This window comes from Erythrobacter sp. W302b (assembly GCF_046452395.1).
Classification (GTDB): Bacteria; Pseudomonadota; Alphaproteobacteria; order Sphingomonadales; family Sphingomonadaceae; genus Erythrobacter.
This window is the reverse complement of record NZ_JBKFDH010000001.1, coordinates 578,385-593,192: the sequence shown is the minus strand read 5'-3', so window position 1 is coordinate 593,192 and position 14,808 is coordinate 578,385. Positions and strand designations below refer to the sequence as shown.

13 protein-coding genes are annotated in these 14,808 nt (G+C 65.9%); 2 read left to right on the top strand and 11 right to left on the bottom strand.

Annotated elements, in window-relative coordinates; translation table 11 throughout:
- Positions 1 to 7: 7 nt before the first annotated feature.
- Genes ACLBKT_RS02840 through ACLBKT_RS02825 form a run of 4 tightly spaced genes read right to left on the bottom strand, consistent with a single transcriptional unit; the run spans position 8 to position 3,556 of the window.
- Positions 8 to 1,765, bottom strand: coding sequence for a SulP family inorganic anion transporter (locus ACLBKT_RS02840; RefSeq protein ID WP_410181464.1), 1,758 nt, complete (start codon positions 1,763 to 1,765; stop codon positions 8 to 10).
- On the bottom strand, positions 1,762 to 2,181 hold the full coding sequence (locus tag ACLBKT_RS02835; protein WP_410181463.1) for a DUF6691 family protein: 420 nt from the start codon (positions 2,179 to 2,181) through the stop codon (positions 1,762 to 1,764). The genes ACLBKT_RS02840 and ACLBKT_RS02835 overlap by 4 nt, the downstream gene beginning before the upstream one ends.
- Positions 2,178 to 2,627 (bottom strand): YeeE/YedE family protein, encoded by a 450-nt coding sequence (locus ACLBKT_RS02830; protein WP_410181462.1) that lies wholly within the window; start codon positions 2,625 to 2,627, stop codon positions 2,178 to 2,180. Before ACLBKT_RS02830 ends, ACLBKT_RS02835 begins: the two co-directional genes overlap by 4 nt.
- Positions 2,624 to 3,556, bottom strand: coding sequence for an MBL fold metallo-hydrolase (locus tag ACLBKT_RS02825; protein ID WP_410181461.1), 933 nt, complete (start codon positions 3,554 to 3,556; stop codon positions 2,624 to 2,626). The genes ACLBKT_RS02830 and ACLBKT_RS02825 overlap by 4 nt, the downstream gene beginning before the upstream one ends.
- Before the next feature lie 74 nt (positions 3,557 to 3,630).
- Here ACLBKT_RS02825 and ACLBKT_RS02820 point away from each other — a divergent pair, with 74 nt between their 5' ends.
- A complete protein-coding gene (locus tag ACLBKT_RS02820; RefSeq protein WP_410181460.1) occupies positions 3,631 to 4,281 on the top strand; it encodes a peroxiredoxin in 651 nt (216 codons plus the stop codon).
- Positions 4,281 to 4,628: an ArsR/SmtB family transcription factor gene (locus tag ACLBKT_RS02815; protein WP_410181459.1), complete on the top strand. Its 348-nt coding sequence runs from the start codon at positions 4,281 to 4,283 to the stop codon at positions 4,626 to 4,628. Before ACLBKT_RS02820 ends, ACLBKT_RS02815 begins: the two co-directional genes overlap by 1 nt.
- On the opposite strand, the gene ACLBKT_RS02810 is transcribed toward ACLBKT_RS02815, so the two are convergent.
- The 7 genes from ACLBKT_RS02810 to ACLBKT_RS02780 all read right to left on the bottom strand — a co-directional run bounded on the left by ACLBKT_RS02810 (position 4,625) and on the right by ACLBKT_RS02780 (position 14,806).
- Complete coding sequence (locus tag ACLBKT_RS02810; RefSeq protein WP_410181458.1) at positions 4,625 to 5,338, bottom strand: hypothetical protein; 714 nt, start codon at positions 5,336 to 5,338, stop codon at positions 4,625 to 4,627. The two genes, ACLBKT_RS02815 and ACLBKT_RS02810, sit on opposite strands and share 4 nt — an antisense overlap.
- Complete coding sequence (locus tag ACLBKT_RS02805) at positions 5,335 to 6,351, bottom strand: sterol desaturase family protein (protein ID WP_410181457.1); 1,017 nt, start codon at positions 6,349 to 6,351, stop codon at positions 5,335 to 5,337. Before ACLBKT_RS02805 ends, ACLBKT_RS02810 begins: the two co-directional genes overlap by 4 nt.
- A gap of 130 nt (positions 6,352 to 6,481) precedes the next feature.
- Complete coding sequence (locus ACLBKT_RS02800) at positions 6,482 to 7,393, bottom strand: response regulator (protein ID WP_410181456.1); 912 nt, start codon at positions 7,391 to 7,393, stop codon at positions 6,482 to 6,484.
- Entirely contained in the window at positions 7,383 to 8,864 is a 1,482-nt protein-coding gene (locus ACLBKT_RS02795) for an ATP-binding protein (RefSeq protein ID WP_410181455.1), read from the bottom strand. Before ACLBKT_RS02795 ends, ACLBKT_RS02800 begins: the two co-directional genes overlap by 11 nt.
- A gap of 1 nt (position 8,865) precedes the next feature.
- Positions 8,866 to 10,632, bottom strand: coding sequence for an allophanate hydrolase (gene atzF, locus ACLBKT_RS02790; protein WP_410181454.1), 1,767 nt, complete (start codon positions 10,630 to 10,632; stop codon positions 8,866 to 8,868).
- A complete protein-coding gene (gene uca / locus ACLBKT_RS02785) occupies positions 10,629 to 14,171 on the bottom strand; it encodes an urea carboxylase (protein WP_410181453.1) in 3,543 nt (1,180 codons plus the stop codon). The genes atzF and uca overlap by 4 nt, the downstream gene beginning before the upstream one ends.
- The gene (locus ACLBKT_RS02780) at positions 14,168 to 14,806 is read right to left on the bottom strand and encodes an urea amidolyase associated protein UAAP2 (RefSeq protein WP_410181452.1); all 639 of its coding nucleotides are present in this window, start codon (positions 14,804 to 14,806) and stop codon (positions 14,168 to 14,170) included. The genes uca and ACLBKT_RS02780 overlap by 4 nt, the downstream gene beginning before the upstream one ends.
- Positions 14,807 to 14,808: the final 2 nt, after the last annotated feature.

The following is a 14,808-nucleotide window of genomic DNA, read 5'->3' as shown; positions in this document are numbered from 1 at the left end:
GCGATGCTCAGATAAGCCCGCGCGCTTCGTCGGGGATGGGCGATGGCGCTTCCTCGCCGGTATCGCGGGCCAGATCGGCAAAGGCGGCGTCCTGTGACAGGAATACCCGGCCCGACAACTCATCCAGAAAATGCGTGCGCTTGAGACGGTCCATCACCGGCCCTTTGACCTCCGAAAGGTGCAAGCGGACGCCGCCATCGGCAAGACGATGGTTGATCGCTTCAAGGCTTTCGAGCCCCGATGCGTCAATTGCGTTGACGGCACTCGCCATCAGCACCACGTGGCGCAGGGATGGCCGGTCCGCGACCTGTTCGAGCACATACGCCTCCAGCCATCGAGCGTTGAGATAGGTCAGGCTTTCATCGACGCGGATGGTCAGCAGGTGCGGCACGGTGAGCACCGTGTGGCGTTCGACATTGCGGAAATGCGCGGTTCCCGGCACCCGCCCGACGATGGCGGCATGGGGACGGCTCGCACGCCAGAGATACAGCAGCAGGCCCACCGCCACGCCCGCGATCACGCCCCATTCGACTCCGGCTACCAAAGTCACGGCGATGGTTGCGGCGTGAGCAGCAAAGTCGGCCTTGGAATAGGCCCAGAGCTGGCGCGGCGTCTTGAAATCGACAAGGCTCAGCACGGCCACGATGATGGTGGCTGCCAGTGTGGCGTTGGGGAGGTGAAACAGCAGGGGGGTGAGGAACAGGCTGGCGAGCGCGATTCCCACCGCTGTGAACGCGCCTGCCGCCGGGGTCTGCGCGCCCGCGTCGAAATTGACCACCGAGCGCGCAAAGCCCCCCGTCACCGGATAGCCGCCCGAAAGGGCGCTCGCGATGTTACTCGCCCCCAGCGCGATCAACTCCTGATCCGGCACGATCCGCTGGCGTCGCTTGGCCGCGAGCGTCTGGGCGACTGAGACACTCTCGACAAAGCCGATCACCGAAATCAGCAGCGCTGGCACCCACAAGGCTTGCAGCAAGGCAAGATCGGTCGAAGGCAATGCGAAGGGCGGCAGGCCTTGCGGGATGGCGCCGACGACGGAGACGCCGCGCGCCTCCAATCCAAACCCGATCACCGCGAGGATCGACAGCGCCACGGCCACCACCGGCCCCGCCTTGGCGCTCATGTCCGCAGCGCGGGGGGAGAGGCCGAGCCGCTGGAGTGCGGGCTTCAGGCCCTTGCGCACCCAGAACAGGAACAGCGTCGCCGGGATACCGATGCAGAGGGTCGCAAGGTTGCTGTCACCAATCGCGCCTGCCAGACCGGCCAGCATCTCCGGCCAGGTCTCACCTCCGGGCTTAACCCCGAGAATGTGCTTCAGCTGGCTCGTCGCAATCAGCACGCCGCTTGCCGAGATGAACCCGCTGATCACCGGATGCGACAGCAGGTTCGCCAGAAACCCCAGTCGCAGCAGCCCCAGCACCACCAGCATCACGCCCGACAGGGCCGCCAGCGTGATTGCAGCCTCCCAATAGGCCGCTGTCCCCGGCGCCGCGACCGCTCCGGCGGCGCTCGCCGTCATGAGGGAGACCACCGCCACCGGGCCGACTGCCAGCGTCCGGCTCGTGCCGAAGATCGTATAAGCCAACAGCGGCAGGATCGAGGCATAGAGGCCGACAACCGGTGGCAGCCCCGCCAGCATCGCATAGGCAAGGCTCTGCGGGATCAGCATGATGGTGACAATTACCGCCGCCATCAGGTCGCTGGTCAGCGCCGGGCGGTCGTAGCTGCGCCCCCATTCGAGGATCGGGACATAGCGTTGAATCACGCCGCGCCGTCGATCAGGCGCACCAGCAGCATTCCGCCCAGCATGGCGATCACGAAAATCGCGGCCGAGGCAGGCGCGATAGCCAACGCGGCAAAGCCGGGCCCGGGGCACAGCCCAGCGATGGCCCAGCCAATCCCGAACAACGCTGATCCTCCAACGAGGCGCGGGGTGATATCGCTCCGATCAGGCAGCGCAAAGCCCTCGCCGAAAAAGGGGCGCAGCATCCGGCGCTGCACGGTCCAGGCGAGCGCCATCACCAGCACCGCGCCGCCCATCACGAAGGCGAGCGTTGGATCCCACGCCCCGAACAGGTCGAGGAACCCGCGCACCCGCGCTGGATCGGTCATTCCGCCGATGGTGAGTCCTGCGCCAAAGATCGTGCCCGACACGAGCGGGACCAGCGTGTCGCGGATCATGGCAACACCGCAATGCCAAGGGCGTTCATCGCGGCGACGGTGGCAAAGCCGGTCGCCATGAAGGTGGCGGTGGCAACCAGCGACCGCTGGGACAGGCGGCTCATGCCGCACACCCCGTGGCCGCTGGTGCAGCCACTGCCGAGCCGTGTGCCGACGCCGACGATCACACCCGCGACAGCCAAGGTGACCGGATTGGCAAAGGCCGGGGCTGAGGCGAGCGTCTGACTGGTGACGATCAAGGCACCCAGCGGCAGGCCGATGATGAAGGCCCATGCGCCGAGCCGCGGCTGCGAGCCGCTGGCAAGCCCGAAGGCGCGGGCGGCGATCCCGGAGACACCGGCGATGCGCCCCGCCCCCAGCAGCATCAGCGCTGCCGCCAGCCCGATCAGCACGCCGCCGATCAGGCCTTCAAGCGGCGCTGCATCAGGAAAGCCCGGCAAGGTCATACTGCGTTGACTGGTAGCTTGAGGTAGGTGATGCCATTGTCGTCCGGCGGGGGCATGTGGCCCGCGCGCATATTCACCTGCACCGAAGGCAGGATCAGGCGCGGCATATCGAGCGTCGCATCACGCGCCTCGCGCATGGCAACAAATTCGTCCTCGGTAATCCCGTCATGGGCGTGGATATTGCCCTCACGCTCGGCCGCGACGGTGGTTTCCCACACATACTGACTGCGGTCCTTGGGCAGGTAGTCGTGGCACATGAACAGCCGCGTCTCCGGCGGCAGCGCAAGGATCCGGCGCAGCGAGCGGAACAGCGTCCGCGCATCGCCGCCGGGGAAGTCAGCGCGCGCCGTGCCGTAGTCGGGCATGAACATCGTATCGCCCACGAACACCGCCTCACCCACGACATAGGCGATGCACGCAGGCGTGTGGCCGGGAACGTGCATCACCGTGACCGGCAGATTGCCGATGGTGAAGGTATCGCCGTCCTTGAACAGCGCATCGAACTGCGATCCGTCCCGCGCAAACGCGGTCCCGGCATTGAACAGCTTGCCGAACACGGACTGGACCATGGTGATGTCCGCACCAATCGCGATTTTGCCGCCGAGCCTCTCCTGAAGATAGGGGGCGGCGGAGAAGTGGTCCGCGTGGGCGTGGGTCTCTAGCAGCCACGCCACTTTCAGATTATGCGAAGTGACATGGTCGATCACCCGATCAGCCGACAGCGTAGCGGTACGCCCGGAGTTGGGATCGAAATCGAGCACGGAGTCGATCACGGCCGCCTCAAGCGTCGCAGGGTCGTGCACCACATAGGTAACCGTAAAGGTCGCCGGGTCAAAAAAGCTCGCGATTTCGGGACGGAGCGCGGATTCGCCAGCGGCCTTCACAACCTGTGCCGTTGCGCTTTGCAGCACCGGATCAATTGCGCTCATCGCCATTCTCCATTCATTTTCATAAATCGTGTATATGTATTGCAATCACGGAGTCAAGTGCTATGACCCGGGCCATGGACCAGACCGCTCCCCCCCTCCCCCCCTGCGCAGGGCTCCGCATCGGCGATTTTGCCCCCGATTTTGAAGCCCGCAGCACCATTGGCCCGGTTCGGCTCTCCGCCCACCGGGGGCGGTGGCTGGTCCTGTTCTCGCACCCGGCGGACTTCACCCCGGTCTGCACCACCGAATTCGTCGCCCTCGCCCGCGAAGCGGCGGCGTTCGAGGCGCGGGATTGCGCGCTGATGGCGCTCTCGGTCGACAGCCTGTTCTCGCACTTCGCGTGGCTCAGGATGATCCGCGACCGCTTCGGGGTCGAGGTGCGCTTTCCCATTCTTGAAGACCCGACACTGGTGATCGCCCGCGCCTTCGGCATGGTCGGCCCGCAGGACAGCGACAGCGCGGCGGTGCGCACGACCTTTTTCATCGACCCCAAGGGCGTAATCCGGGCGATGACCTGCTATCCGGCGAACCTTGGCCGCTCGGTTCCGGAGATGCTGCGTATCCTCGACGGGCTTCAAGCGATCGACGCGAAGGGCGCCCTCGCCCCTGCCAACTGGCAGCCGGGCGAACCCTTGCTCAAGCCGCCGAGCCAGACCCTAGACGCAGTGTTCGACGCCGAAGACGCGACCAGCTGGTTCCTGCGCGATGAGCAGGGAGACGGCTGATGGCTGAAGATGATCTGATCGAGGCGCTCAAAGCCCTCGCCCACCCCTTGCGCTGGCGGATTCTGACGACTCTGGCAGGCGGTGAGCGCAATGTCGGTGAGCTGGAACAGGCGACCGGGATCGTCCAGCCGGGCCTGTCGCAGCAGCTTGGCGTGTTGCGCAAGGCCGGGCTGGTCGCCACGCGCAAGGATGCCAAACTGGTGTTCTATTCGCTCGCGCCGGATGAACTCGGGGCGGTAACGGCGGCGATGGCGCAGGTCGCTCCGGCGCGCGCCATCCCGGTCGGCGAACCCGCAGCCCAGCGCACACCAGCTCCCGGCGTCGCCAATTTCGCCCGGATGTCCTAGCCCGCTGCGGGCGGGTTTGCGAGCGCCGCGCGAAAGCGTCGCCGCACCAGCCACGGCTCCAGCCAGCGGCCCACAAGATAGATCAGCGCGAAGACACCGGCCATGAAGTACCCCTCGTCAGGCGAATGACGGCCTTCGTCCTTCTTCTCGTCCTTCTTCTTGTTCGGATCTTCAGGCGCAGGCGCGCCGAGGAATTGATCGACGGGGTTGAGCGCTTTCACCGGTTTGGGTTTCTCGTCCTTCTTTTCCGCCTTCTCCGACGCGTCAGCGCCGGCGCCTTCCCACGCGTTGATTGCCACAGCCATCTGGGCAAAGCCGAGGAACAGCAGCGGGGCGAGGAAACACAGCAGCAGCGCATGGCTGAACAGGTCAAACCGCAGGACCGCGCCAGCGCCAACCCGCTCAATCCGCAGCTGACCGCGGGTGAAGGTCGCCAGCTTGTCCTGTGCGGCCGGGTTGTCTTTCGCATAGGTCAGCGTGCCCCCCTCTGCGCTCACAACCGTCCCCGGCGTGCGCAGCAGTGGATCGAGCCGGGCAAAGGCCTCTTCGGGCGACAACAGAGGGTCGATGGGCACATCGCCCCGCACCCGCCAGATATGGTCGATCAACGGCAGCCTCATGGTCGGAAGGCCCGCCGGGCGTTCCGGGGAAGGCACCGCGCCCCACGGCCCCGCTGTCTCACTGGCAATACCCCCTGACGTTCCGCTCATTCGGCAGGTTCCAGCTGGGCTGCTTGAAGCTGCGGGCTGGCCCCGCGGCCGAAGCGCTTGTCCAGCGCAGCCTTGGTGCTGCGCCAGCCTTCGCGGAACGGGAAGATCATCGTCTCACCGATATGCATCCGACGTCCGCCTTCCATGCCGAGCACCTCGGCTTCACCATCGACACAGGTGCCGAAAATGCGGTCCCAGATGATCCAGGTCCCTGAATAATTGCTGCGGGTTGCCTCGTAATCCTGCGAATGGTGCACCGAGTGATGCTCGACGGTGTTGAAGATGAAGCGCCACCAGCGCGGCGTGTTGAAGCGGACGTTGATGTGCTGATAGACGCTCACCGTCATCCCGATCGCGCCCGCCAGCAGGAAGGCGCGCGGCAGGAAGTCGAACAAGCCGCCAATGCCGAGGCCGATCAGGAACAGTTCGATCGGGTTGCCGACCGCGCCTTTGTTGATGTTGAGCTGGGTGATGTAGTGGTGCGGCGCATGGGTCAGCCACAGCGGGTACCAGTTGTGCATCGCGCGGTGCATCCAGTACTGGCCAAAGTCGAAGATCATCGAAATCAGCACCGCTTGCACCAGCAGCGGCAGGCCCGTGAACCAGCTGAACTTCTCCCAATCGAACGCCCCCTGCACCGCCTTGATCATCACCCCGTCGCCAATGTAGGCGTCAACCATGCCAAGGAAGGTCATGCCGAGCCCGACATAGAAGGCGTCGGTGGCGAATTCCTTCCACGTCAGTTGCCAGCTTTCGTAGCGCGGATTGACCCATTCCAGAGCCAGCAGCAGGATCGTCCAGCCCAAGCGGATGGCAATCGCCGTCGAGGCGACAGCGAGCCAGTTAGGGGCGTAATACCAGAACAGGATCGCAGCAAAGAGCATTGCGGGCTGGAAGTACGTGAACACGAATTGCTTGACCGGACCGCCCTGGACCCGGCCGATATTCTCCCAGCCGACAATCACCGGAGCATCCGCTCCGATAATGCGCTTGCCCACCTGCACTCCGGCCATGACGAACTCCCCTTAAGCTGTCCGTTTCATTCCAAATACCCATGGCGACCTCCCCCGTTCGAGGAAGTGGCCAAATGACGTAGGCTTGCGCGGACCCGTAGAAAGTGAAGAAATTTCAGTAAGAAAGTGATCAGTCAGCAAGATATCGCACGGCAATGGCCGTGGCGGCAGCACGGGTTTCGACCCCGAGTTTTCGGAACACCTGTTCCAAGTGCTTGTTCACCGTTCGCGGGCTTATACCAAGGATCTCGCTGATCGTCTTGTTGGTTTTGCCATAGCTCACCCACAGCAGCACTTCCGCCTCACGCCGGGTCAGGCCGTTATGCTTTTGGAGGTCGGCGATCTTGCCATCTTCACGCACTTCGGTGAGGCGGATCAGGGTTTCCCCCGGCCGGCCGGTCTCGACCAAAGCCAGATCAATCTCCAGCCCGCGCACATCGACGCGTGCGCTGGCGGGGGGCTGGACGGGGTCCGCGGCGATCAAGCCGAGGGCTGCGCCGATCAAGGCTTCGGGCAGCACGCCGCGATCGGCGGTCCAGTCGGGATCGACTGCGATGAACAGCGCCTCGGCCTGCGGTGTGCACCAGATCAGCCCCGCATCATCGCCCAGCGCCACCAGACTGCGCCCGGCTAGACCGAGCGCCAGCCGGGAGCGATAGGTGGTGCGGGCGTTGGCGAGGTGCACCTTCATCCGCGCCAGCAATTCCTCGATCACCACGGGCTTGCGCACATAATCGACCCCGCCGGTGCCGAGCGCGGCGACGACATGTTCAGGATCGTTGAGACCGGTCATGAAGATCACCGGGATATGCGCGGTCGCCGGATTGCGCTTGATCGCCTGCGTGGTCTCGATCCCGCCGATGCCGGGCATGATCGCGTCCATCAGGATGAGATCGGGCTGCACCTCGGCCAGCAGTTCGAGCGTCGCTTCGCCGCTGCGGGCGATCAGCACGGTCATGTCCTCGGCTTCAAGCGTATCGACCAGGAACCGGAGCGATTCCGGGCTGTCGTCGACCACGAGGATGCAGTCCTTAGCGCGCATCGGCAGCCACCGCTTTGGCAAGGTCGGCCAGCGCCTTCAAATCGAAGCTGTCGAGCACCCGCCGCATCCGTTCGGCCAGAGGCCCGGCTTCGGGAGCGAGCGCGGCGATGGCATCGATCTCCGTCTCAATCGCGCGGACATGACCGATCCGCACCAACCGCTCGATCTCGGCGCAATGGGCAGCGGCCCGGGACGCGATGGCTGGCGATAGGTGCGGAACACCGGCTTCGGGCAGGTCACGGGCGGGGCCGCCCGCCCGCAGCCATTCGAGCCCCAGCTGAGCGGCAATGACATCGAGCAGCACGGTGAACTCGAACGGCTTCATCACGAAGGTATCATTGGCCGGGCCGTCCGCAGGAGACGCGGCGGAATGGGGCCCCTCACCCGACAGCATCACGATCCGCAGAGCAGCGCCGTGGCGGCGGCGCAGTTTCGCCGCAATGTCCCACCCGGACTCGCGCCCCAGCATCACGTCGCACAGCACCAGATCGGGTTGGACCTGCGCCGCGAGCGCAAGGCCCGTCTCGCCATCATTGGCGGTGTGCACCCGGAAGCCCAGCGGTTCGAGCAGGTCGCGGACCATCGCCAGATGCGCCGTATCGTCATCGATCAGCACGACCCAGCGCTCACGCCCGAGGTAGCCGGTGACAGCGCCGGGCTCCGGTGCCGGATCGGTCGGCGGGCTGAGCGGCTGCGACAACATCAGCCGCACAATGAAGCGCGACCCTTCCCCCGGGGCGCTCTCAACCCGGATTTCGCCGCCCATGATATGCACCAGCGCCTGCGTGATCGCGAGGCCAAGCCCGACGCCGGGCCGCTCGCCCGCTGGCCCCGCCACCCGTTCGAACGGTGCAAAAATCCGTTCCGCATCCTCAGCCGCGATGCCGATGCCGGTGTCGATCACGGTGAAGGTCGCCAACTGGTTGCGATATTCGACCTTGAGCGTGACCGACCCGTGATCGGTAAACTTGATCGCGTTGGTCAGCAGATTGATCAGCACCTGCCGCAAGCGCTTGGGATCGGCATGGACAAATTCGGGCAGGCCCGGCGAATGGTCAAGCACGAGGGCAATACCCTTCGCCTGCGCTTGCAGATCAAGCATGGCGATGAGTTGGGCAAGGAACTCGGGGAAGCGGATCGCCTCCCGGCTGAGCTTCAGTGCGCCGCCTTCGACCTGCGCGATGTCGAGCAGGCCCTCGACCAGGTGCGACAGGTGTTCGGCGCTGCGGCGGATCACCAACGCGGCATTGCGCGCGTCCTTGCCGTCATTGCGCTCCAGCAGCTGGGCATAGCCATAGATCGCATTCAGCGGCGAGCGGATCTCGTGGCTGACGCTGGCGAGGAAGCGGGTCTTGGCCTCATTGGCAGCTTCGGCGGCCTCCTTGGCGGCGCGCAGCTGCGCGAACGCATCGTCGGTCGGCCCTGTTGTGCCGTCGCCCTTCAGCCAATTGGTGAGCCGCCCCGCCATCATGTCATCGCGAGGCGATATAGGCGCGCCAGCCGCCCAGATGGGTGATATCTTCCGCCCCGGTCAGTGCCCGCGGCTCGGCGACAAAGCCCTTCACGCTGCTACCGTCGGCCAGCGTCACCGTGCCGATCGCGAGCGGCGGGGGGACTTCGGCAACGAAGCTGCCGAAGCTGGCGAAGTCGAGCTCGTAGACTTCCAGCGCGATTTCCGCGCCGTCCTCGCTATGCACCAGCGCAGGCTTGGGGGGGACACTATCGGCCATCGCATACAGGCGGTAACTCGGCGCGGTGGTGAAGGCTCCCACGAAGGTCGCCCCGCGCGACGTCAGCTGCCAATGCAGCGGCATCCCTTCAAGATGGGCCCCAACGACGGCGAGTTTGACGGTGTCCATGCGGTCTCCAAGATCGAGTGGTGGCGGAGGGGGAAGATCGGCCGAGGCCAGGTAAGAACCCGCGAGGTCGATAAGTGCAAGATCGCTGTGCGCTGGCCCGATCAGCGTGATCCCAAAGCCCGTGCCATTGTCGCGCGCGCCGGCGGGGACAGCCAGCGCGGCCATATCGAGCAGGTTCACGAAGTTCGTGTAGAGTCCGAGATTGCTGTTCAAGGCCACCGGCGCTTCGAGCAGTTCGGCCACGCGGTAGGTCGTGCCAGTGGTGGGAAAGGCCAGCACATCGACCGCGCCCCACATGCTCTCGGCGTGGCGCTGCAATTCGGCGAGGCGGTAGATGCCGTTCCACAACTCGGTCGCCAGCATGGCACTGCCGGGCGCGATGACCTCGCGCACCACCGGATCGATGGCGAGCGGATTGCTCTCCAGCAGCGGAGCGATGGCGGCGGTGCGCTCAGCCACCCACGACCCGCCGTAAAGCAGGCGTGCGGCTTCGAGCAGCGGGGCGATGTCGATCTCGACGATTTCGCCCTGCGCTGCCAGCACGCTGAGTGCGCGGTCATAGAGGTATTCGGCCGCAACATCGCCGAAGAAGACCCGCTGATCGGGGCGCGGCACGCCGATCCGGCGACCTGTCATCGGGACGTCCGACCGCGGGCGCGAGAAGGCGTCCTCGGCATCGAACCCGGCGATCACCGCGTCGACTGCCTGCGCATCATGCAGGGCATCGGTGAACACCGTGATACAATCGAGCGTGCGGCAGGCCGGCACCAAGCCCCGGGTGCTCCAGCGGCCTTTGGTGGGCTTCAGCCCGATCAGGTGATTGAACGCCGCCGGCACCCGCCCCGATCCCGCCGTGTCCGTGCCAAGCGCGAAGGCCACCAGACCCGCCGCCACCGCAATCGCCGAGCCGGAGCTTGATCCACCGCTGACATAGTCCCGGTTATAGGCGTTGCGCGGGATGCCATAGGGACTGCGCGTGCCGACAAGGCCCGTGGCGAACTGATCGAGATTGGTCTTGCCGACGCAAATAGCGCCCGCCGCCTCCAGCCGTTCGATCACGGTGGCGGAACGCTCGGGCCGGTAGGCGAAGGCCGGGCATGCGGCGGTCGTCTCCATCCCCGCAACGTCGATATTGTCCTTGGCCGCGAACGGCACTCCGGCCAGCGGCAGGTGCGCACCAGCGGCCACGCGGACATCAATCGAACGCGCAGCGGCGCGCAAGGCGTCAGGGTCGGCGCGGCTGATCCACACTTGCGGCTGATGCGCATCATAGGCGGCGAGGCGGGCGAGCGTATCCTCCATCACGGCCAGCGCGGTGACCGCACCACTGGTGACGCTTGCCGCGATGGCTGTCGCGCTGAGGCGGGCAAAGGTGCTCACGATGCGGTTCTCAAGGCCAGCATCGGCGCGCCCGGATGCAAGGCCTGATGCTCGGTAATGTAGAGCGCGGCCACCGTGCCGCTCGCGGGGCTTTCAAACGGGCATTCCATTTTCATCGCCTCGATCACGGCAATCACATCGCCTTCGGCCACCACATCGCCGGGGGCGACCAGCAGCTTCCACACGCTGCCGCCGAACGGGGCTTCGATGAGGTCCGCACCTTCGGGAACCTTGATGGCGACCACATCGCCGCCGCCTGCCCCACCCTCAAGCAAATCGCTCACCCGGTCGAACTCGCCCGAGGCCTGCCATGCGGCGCGTTCCGCATCAAAGGCAGCCTGGCGGGTGCTTTCGAAAGCGGCGATACCGGCGGCGTTGTCGGCGAGAAACGCACGGTAATCGGCAAGGCGGAAAGTGGTCTCCTCCACGCGGATCGACCGGCGGCCATGCGGGAAATCGCGCCGCCAATCGGTCAGTTCGTCGGCCGAGACGGGGAAGAACCTGATCTGATCAAAGAACCGCAGCAACCACGGCTTGCCATCGACAAAGGCATCGGTCTGGCGGTGCGTGTTCCACACCTGAATGGTGCGACCGAACAGCTGGTAACCGCCCGGCCCCTCCATCCCGTAGATGCACATATAGGCCCCGCCGATCCCGACCACATTGGGCGGGGTCCAGGTGCGCGCGGGGTTGTATTTGGTGGTGACGAGCCGGTGGCGCGGATCGACCGGCGTGGCGACCGGCGCGCCGAGATAGACGTCGCCCAGCCCCAGCACGAGGTAGCTGGCATCGAAGATCAGGTCCTCGACAGCCTTGGCATCCGGCAACCCGTTGATGCGGCGGATGAACTCGATATTGTCCGGGCACCACGGCGCATCGTCGCGCACGGCGGCGATGTATTTGTCGATGGTCTCCTGCGTCGCCGGATCGCGCCAGCTCAAGGGCAGGTGGACGATGCGCGAGGGGGCCTCGAAATCGGCAAGGTCGCCCATCGCCTCCTCCGCCTGCTGCAATGCGGCGAGCGCCCCCGCCTGATCGAGCAGCGCGCCGTCGAAGTGCAGTTGCAGCGAGCGGATGCCGGGAGTGATGTCGATCACGCCGGGCAAGGCCATGGCCTCCAGCGCCTGCATCAGCGCGTGGATGCGGATGCGCAGCTCGATATCGAGCACGATCTCGCCATACTCGACGAGGATGTTGCGGTCGCCCTGCTGGCGATAGGTGGTGCGCGGCCGGCTCGGCGTGGCGGGAAGCTCAGCGAGGATCGGCGAGAGGTCGGCGATGGGCTGCGGCGAAGCGGTGTCGGCGATGCTGACGGGGACGAAGCGCACGCGGTCATCGGGGCTGAGTTGACCGATCTTCCAGCGGTCCTCCGCGATCACCGTGAAGGGGCACACGAAACCGCCGAGTGAAGGCCCGTCCGGCCCGAGGATGATGGGCATGTCCCCGGTGAAGTCGACCGCGCCGATTGCATAGGCGTTGTCATGAATGTTCGACGGGTGCAGCCCCGCCTCGCCCCCGTCCCGCCGCGCCCATTCGGGCTTGGGGCCGACCAGACGCACGCCGGTGCGGTTGGAGTTGTAATGCACCTGCCACTCGGCCTCGAGGAAGGTGGCGATGTCGGCAGGGGTGAAGAAATCGGGCGCGCCGTGGGGGCCGTAGAGGACGCGCAATTGCCATTCGCGGCCGAGCTCGGGAAGCGCGGCGGGCACGGGATCGCCACTCGGCCCACCGCCCAGATGCAGCACATCGCCCGCCACCAGAGCCCGCGCGGCGTGGCCGCCGAACTGGCCGAGCGTGAAGGTTGCCGCGCTGCCGAGATAGGGCACCACATCGAGCCCGCCCGCGATCAGGATGTATCCGCGCATCCCCCCGCCGCTGGCGCGGCCCATCGCGAGGGTCTGGCCGGCCTTGACTGCAATTGCCTCGCCGCGCGGTGCATGCGCGCCGTCGAGTTTCGCGCCGAAATCCGCGCCAGTGAGGCAGATCGTCGCGGGCGCCTCGAACAGGAGGGTCGGACCGCTCGCCGTGACTTCGAGGCCCGCCGTGCCCTCGGGATTGCCGAGGATGCGGTTGCCGAGGCGGAAGGAGAGATCGTCCATCGGGCCGCTGGGGGGCACGCCGACGTTCCACAGCCCGAGCCGCCCGGGCCAGTCCTGCACCGAGGTCGCCGTCCCCCCGCCGATCACCCGGATCGCGCGACGCCCATGGATGACCGTGTCGAGCATCCGCGTCGAGACTTGCCCGCTAGTGAAGCCCTCGTGCCGCACGACATCGCGCAGCCAGCGCAGGTTCGTCTCGATCCCGTCCACCCGCGAAGCATCAAGAGCCGCCTGCATCGCGCTGATCGCGCTGTCGCGGGTGTCACCAAAGGTGATCAGCTTCGCCAGCATCGGATCATAGAAGGCGCTGACCTCGCTGCCCGCCATGACCCAGGTCTCGGCACGGACAGTGTCCGGGAAGGCGACGTTAACCAGTGTGCCGGTGGTCGGGCGGTAGTCCATCGCCGGGTCTTCGGCATAGAGCCGCACCTGCACCGAATGGCCCTGCGGCTTCGGCGCGTCGGCATCGAGCATGGCGAAATCGCCCGCTGCGCCCCGGATCATCCATTCCACGAGGTCGATCCCCATCACCTCCTCGGTGACGCCGTGTTCGACCTGAAGCCGGGTGTTCATTTCGAGGAAGAAGAAATCGTCGCGCTGCGCATCATACAGGAACTCGACTGTGCCTGCCGACAGATATTCCGCAGCCTCGCCCAGCCGGACGGCGGCGGCGATCAGCTCGGCACGCTTGGCGGGGGAGAGACAGGGCGCAGGCGCTTCTTCCACGACCTTCTGGTTGCGCCGTTGCAGCGAGCAGTCGCGCTCGCCTAGCGCCATCACCCGGCCCTGCCCGTCGCCGAAGATCTGCACCTCGATATGCCGCGCGCGGGCGACATAGCGCTCAAGGAAGACGCCCGCATCGCCGAAGCTCGCCTCGCCCTGCCGGACAACGGCCGCGAAGCCCTCGCGCACCGACGCCTCGTTTTCGCAAATGCGCATACCGATGCCGCCGCCACCTGCCGTGGCCTTGAGGATCACCGGATAGCCAATCCGCGCCGCAGCCTCCGCCGCCTCGTCCTCACCGGTCAGCAATCCCGTGCCGGGTGCCAGCGGCAGGCCATGCGCTTCGGCCAGCGCCCGGGCGGAGTGCTTGAGGCCAAAGGTGCGGATGTTGTCCGGCGTCGGCCCGATAAAGACGATGCCAGCCGCCGCGCAACTTTCCGCGAACTCGGCATTCTCGGCGAGGAAGCCGTAACCCGGATGGATTGCCCCTGCGCCGGTCGCCCTGGCCGCCGCCAGAATGGCTTCGACATTGAGATAACTCTGCGCCGCAGGGCCCGGCCCGATACACACCGCCTCGTCCGCCGCGCTGACATGGAGCGAGCCTGCGTCCGCTTCGGAATAGACCGCCACGCTGCGCAGCCCCATCGCCTTGCAGGTGCGGATGATCCGCGTCGCGATCGCGCCCCGGTTGGCGATCAGGACGGTGTCGAAGCTCATGCGCCTGCAACGATCATCCGCACCGGCGTCGGGTTGAAGCCGTTGCAGGGGTTGTTGATCTGCGGGCAGTTGGAGACGACCACGATCACGTCCATCTCGGCGCGCAGGTCAACGGTGAGATTCGGCGCGGAAATGCCGTCGACGATGCCGAGCGTGCCGTCTTCCTCGACCGGAACGTTCATGAAGAAGTTGATGTTGGAGACGATGTCGCGCTTGCTGCGACCTTGGGTCAGGTTTGCTTCAAGGAAGTTTTCGACGCAGGCGTGCTGCGACTTGGTGTGATGACCATAGCGCAACGTGTTGGATTCGCAGGAGCACGCTCCGCCGATGGTGTCGTGATAGTCCACCGCGCTATCGACGATGGTCATCAACGCGCGGCCTTCGTTCGAAAGGAGCACGGTTCCGGTGCGCAGGAACAGATTGCCCTGCGCTGCCACGGTGTCCTGCGCCGAATACCGCTCGGCATCATCGGCGGCGGCATAGATCAGGAAATCGACCGCCTGATTGCCCTCCAGATCGACGATCCGCAGCACATTGCCCGCAGCCACATGGTGCAACCACGGCGCGCGGGCGGGCACGATCTCGTCGTGAATGATGGTGCCGGTAAGGCCGGAGAGGGCCGGGTCGCTGGTCATGG

Bases quoted from the DNA above. Each gene is read 5' to 3' on its own strand.
- ACLBKT_RS02835 (WP_410181463.1), bottom strand. From the start codon at position 2,181: ATGATCCGCGACACGCTGGTCCCGCTCGTGTCGGGCACGATCTTTGGC.
- ACLBKT_RS02830 (WP_410181462.1), bottom strand. From the start codon at position 2,627: ATGACCTTGCCGGGCTTTCCTGATGCAGCGCCGCTTGAAGGCCTGATC.
- ACLBKT_RS02825 (WP_410181461.1), bottom strand. From the start codon at position 3,556: ATGAGCGCAATTGATCCGGTGCTGCAAAGCGCAACGGCACAGGTTGTG.
- ACLBKT_RS02820 (WP_410181460.1), top strand. From the start codon at position 3,631: ATGGACCAGACCGCTCCCCCCCTCCCCCCCTGCGCAGGGCTCCGCATC.
- ACLBKT_RS02815 (WP_410181459.1), top strand. From the start codon at position 4,281: ATGGCTGAAGATGATCTGATCGAGGCGCTCAAAGCCCTCGCCCACCCC.
- ACLBKT_RS02810 (WP_410181458.1), bottom strand. From the start codon at position 5,338: ATGAGCGGAACGTCAGGGGGTATTGCCAGTGAGACAGCGGGGCCGTGG.
- ACLBKT_RS02805 (WP_410181457.1), bottom strand. From the start codon at position 6,351: ATGGCCGGAGTGCAGGTGGGCAAGCGCATTATCGGAGCGGATGCTCCG.
- ACLBKT_RS02800 (WP_410181456.1), bottom strand. From the start codon at position 7,393: ATGCGCGCTAAGGACTGCATCCTCGTGGTCGACGACAGCCCGGAATCG.
- ACLBKT_RS02795 (WP_410181455.1), bottom strand. From the start codon at position 8,864: ATGATGGCGGGGCGGCTCACCAATTGGCTGAAGGGCGACGGCACAACA.
- uca (WP_410181453.1), bottom strand. From the start codon at position 14,171: ATGAGCTTCGACACCGTCCTGATCGCCAACCGGGGCGCGATCGCGACG.
- ACLBKT_RS02780 (WP_410181452.1), bottom strand. From the start codon at position 14,806: ATGACCAGCGACCCGGCCCTCTCCGGCCTTACCGGCACCATCATTCAC.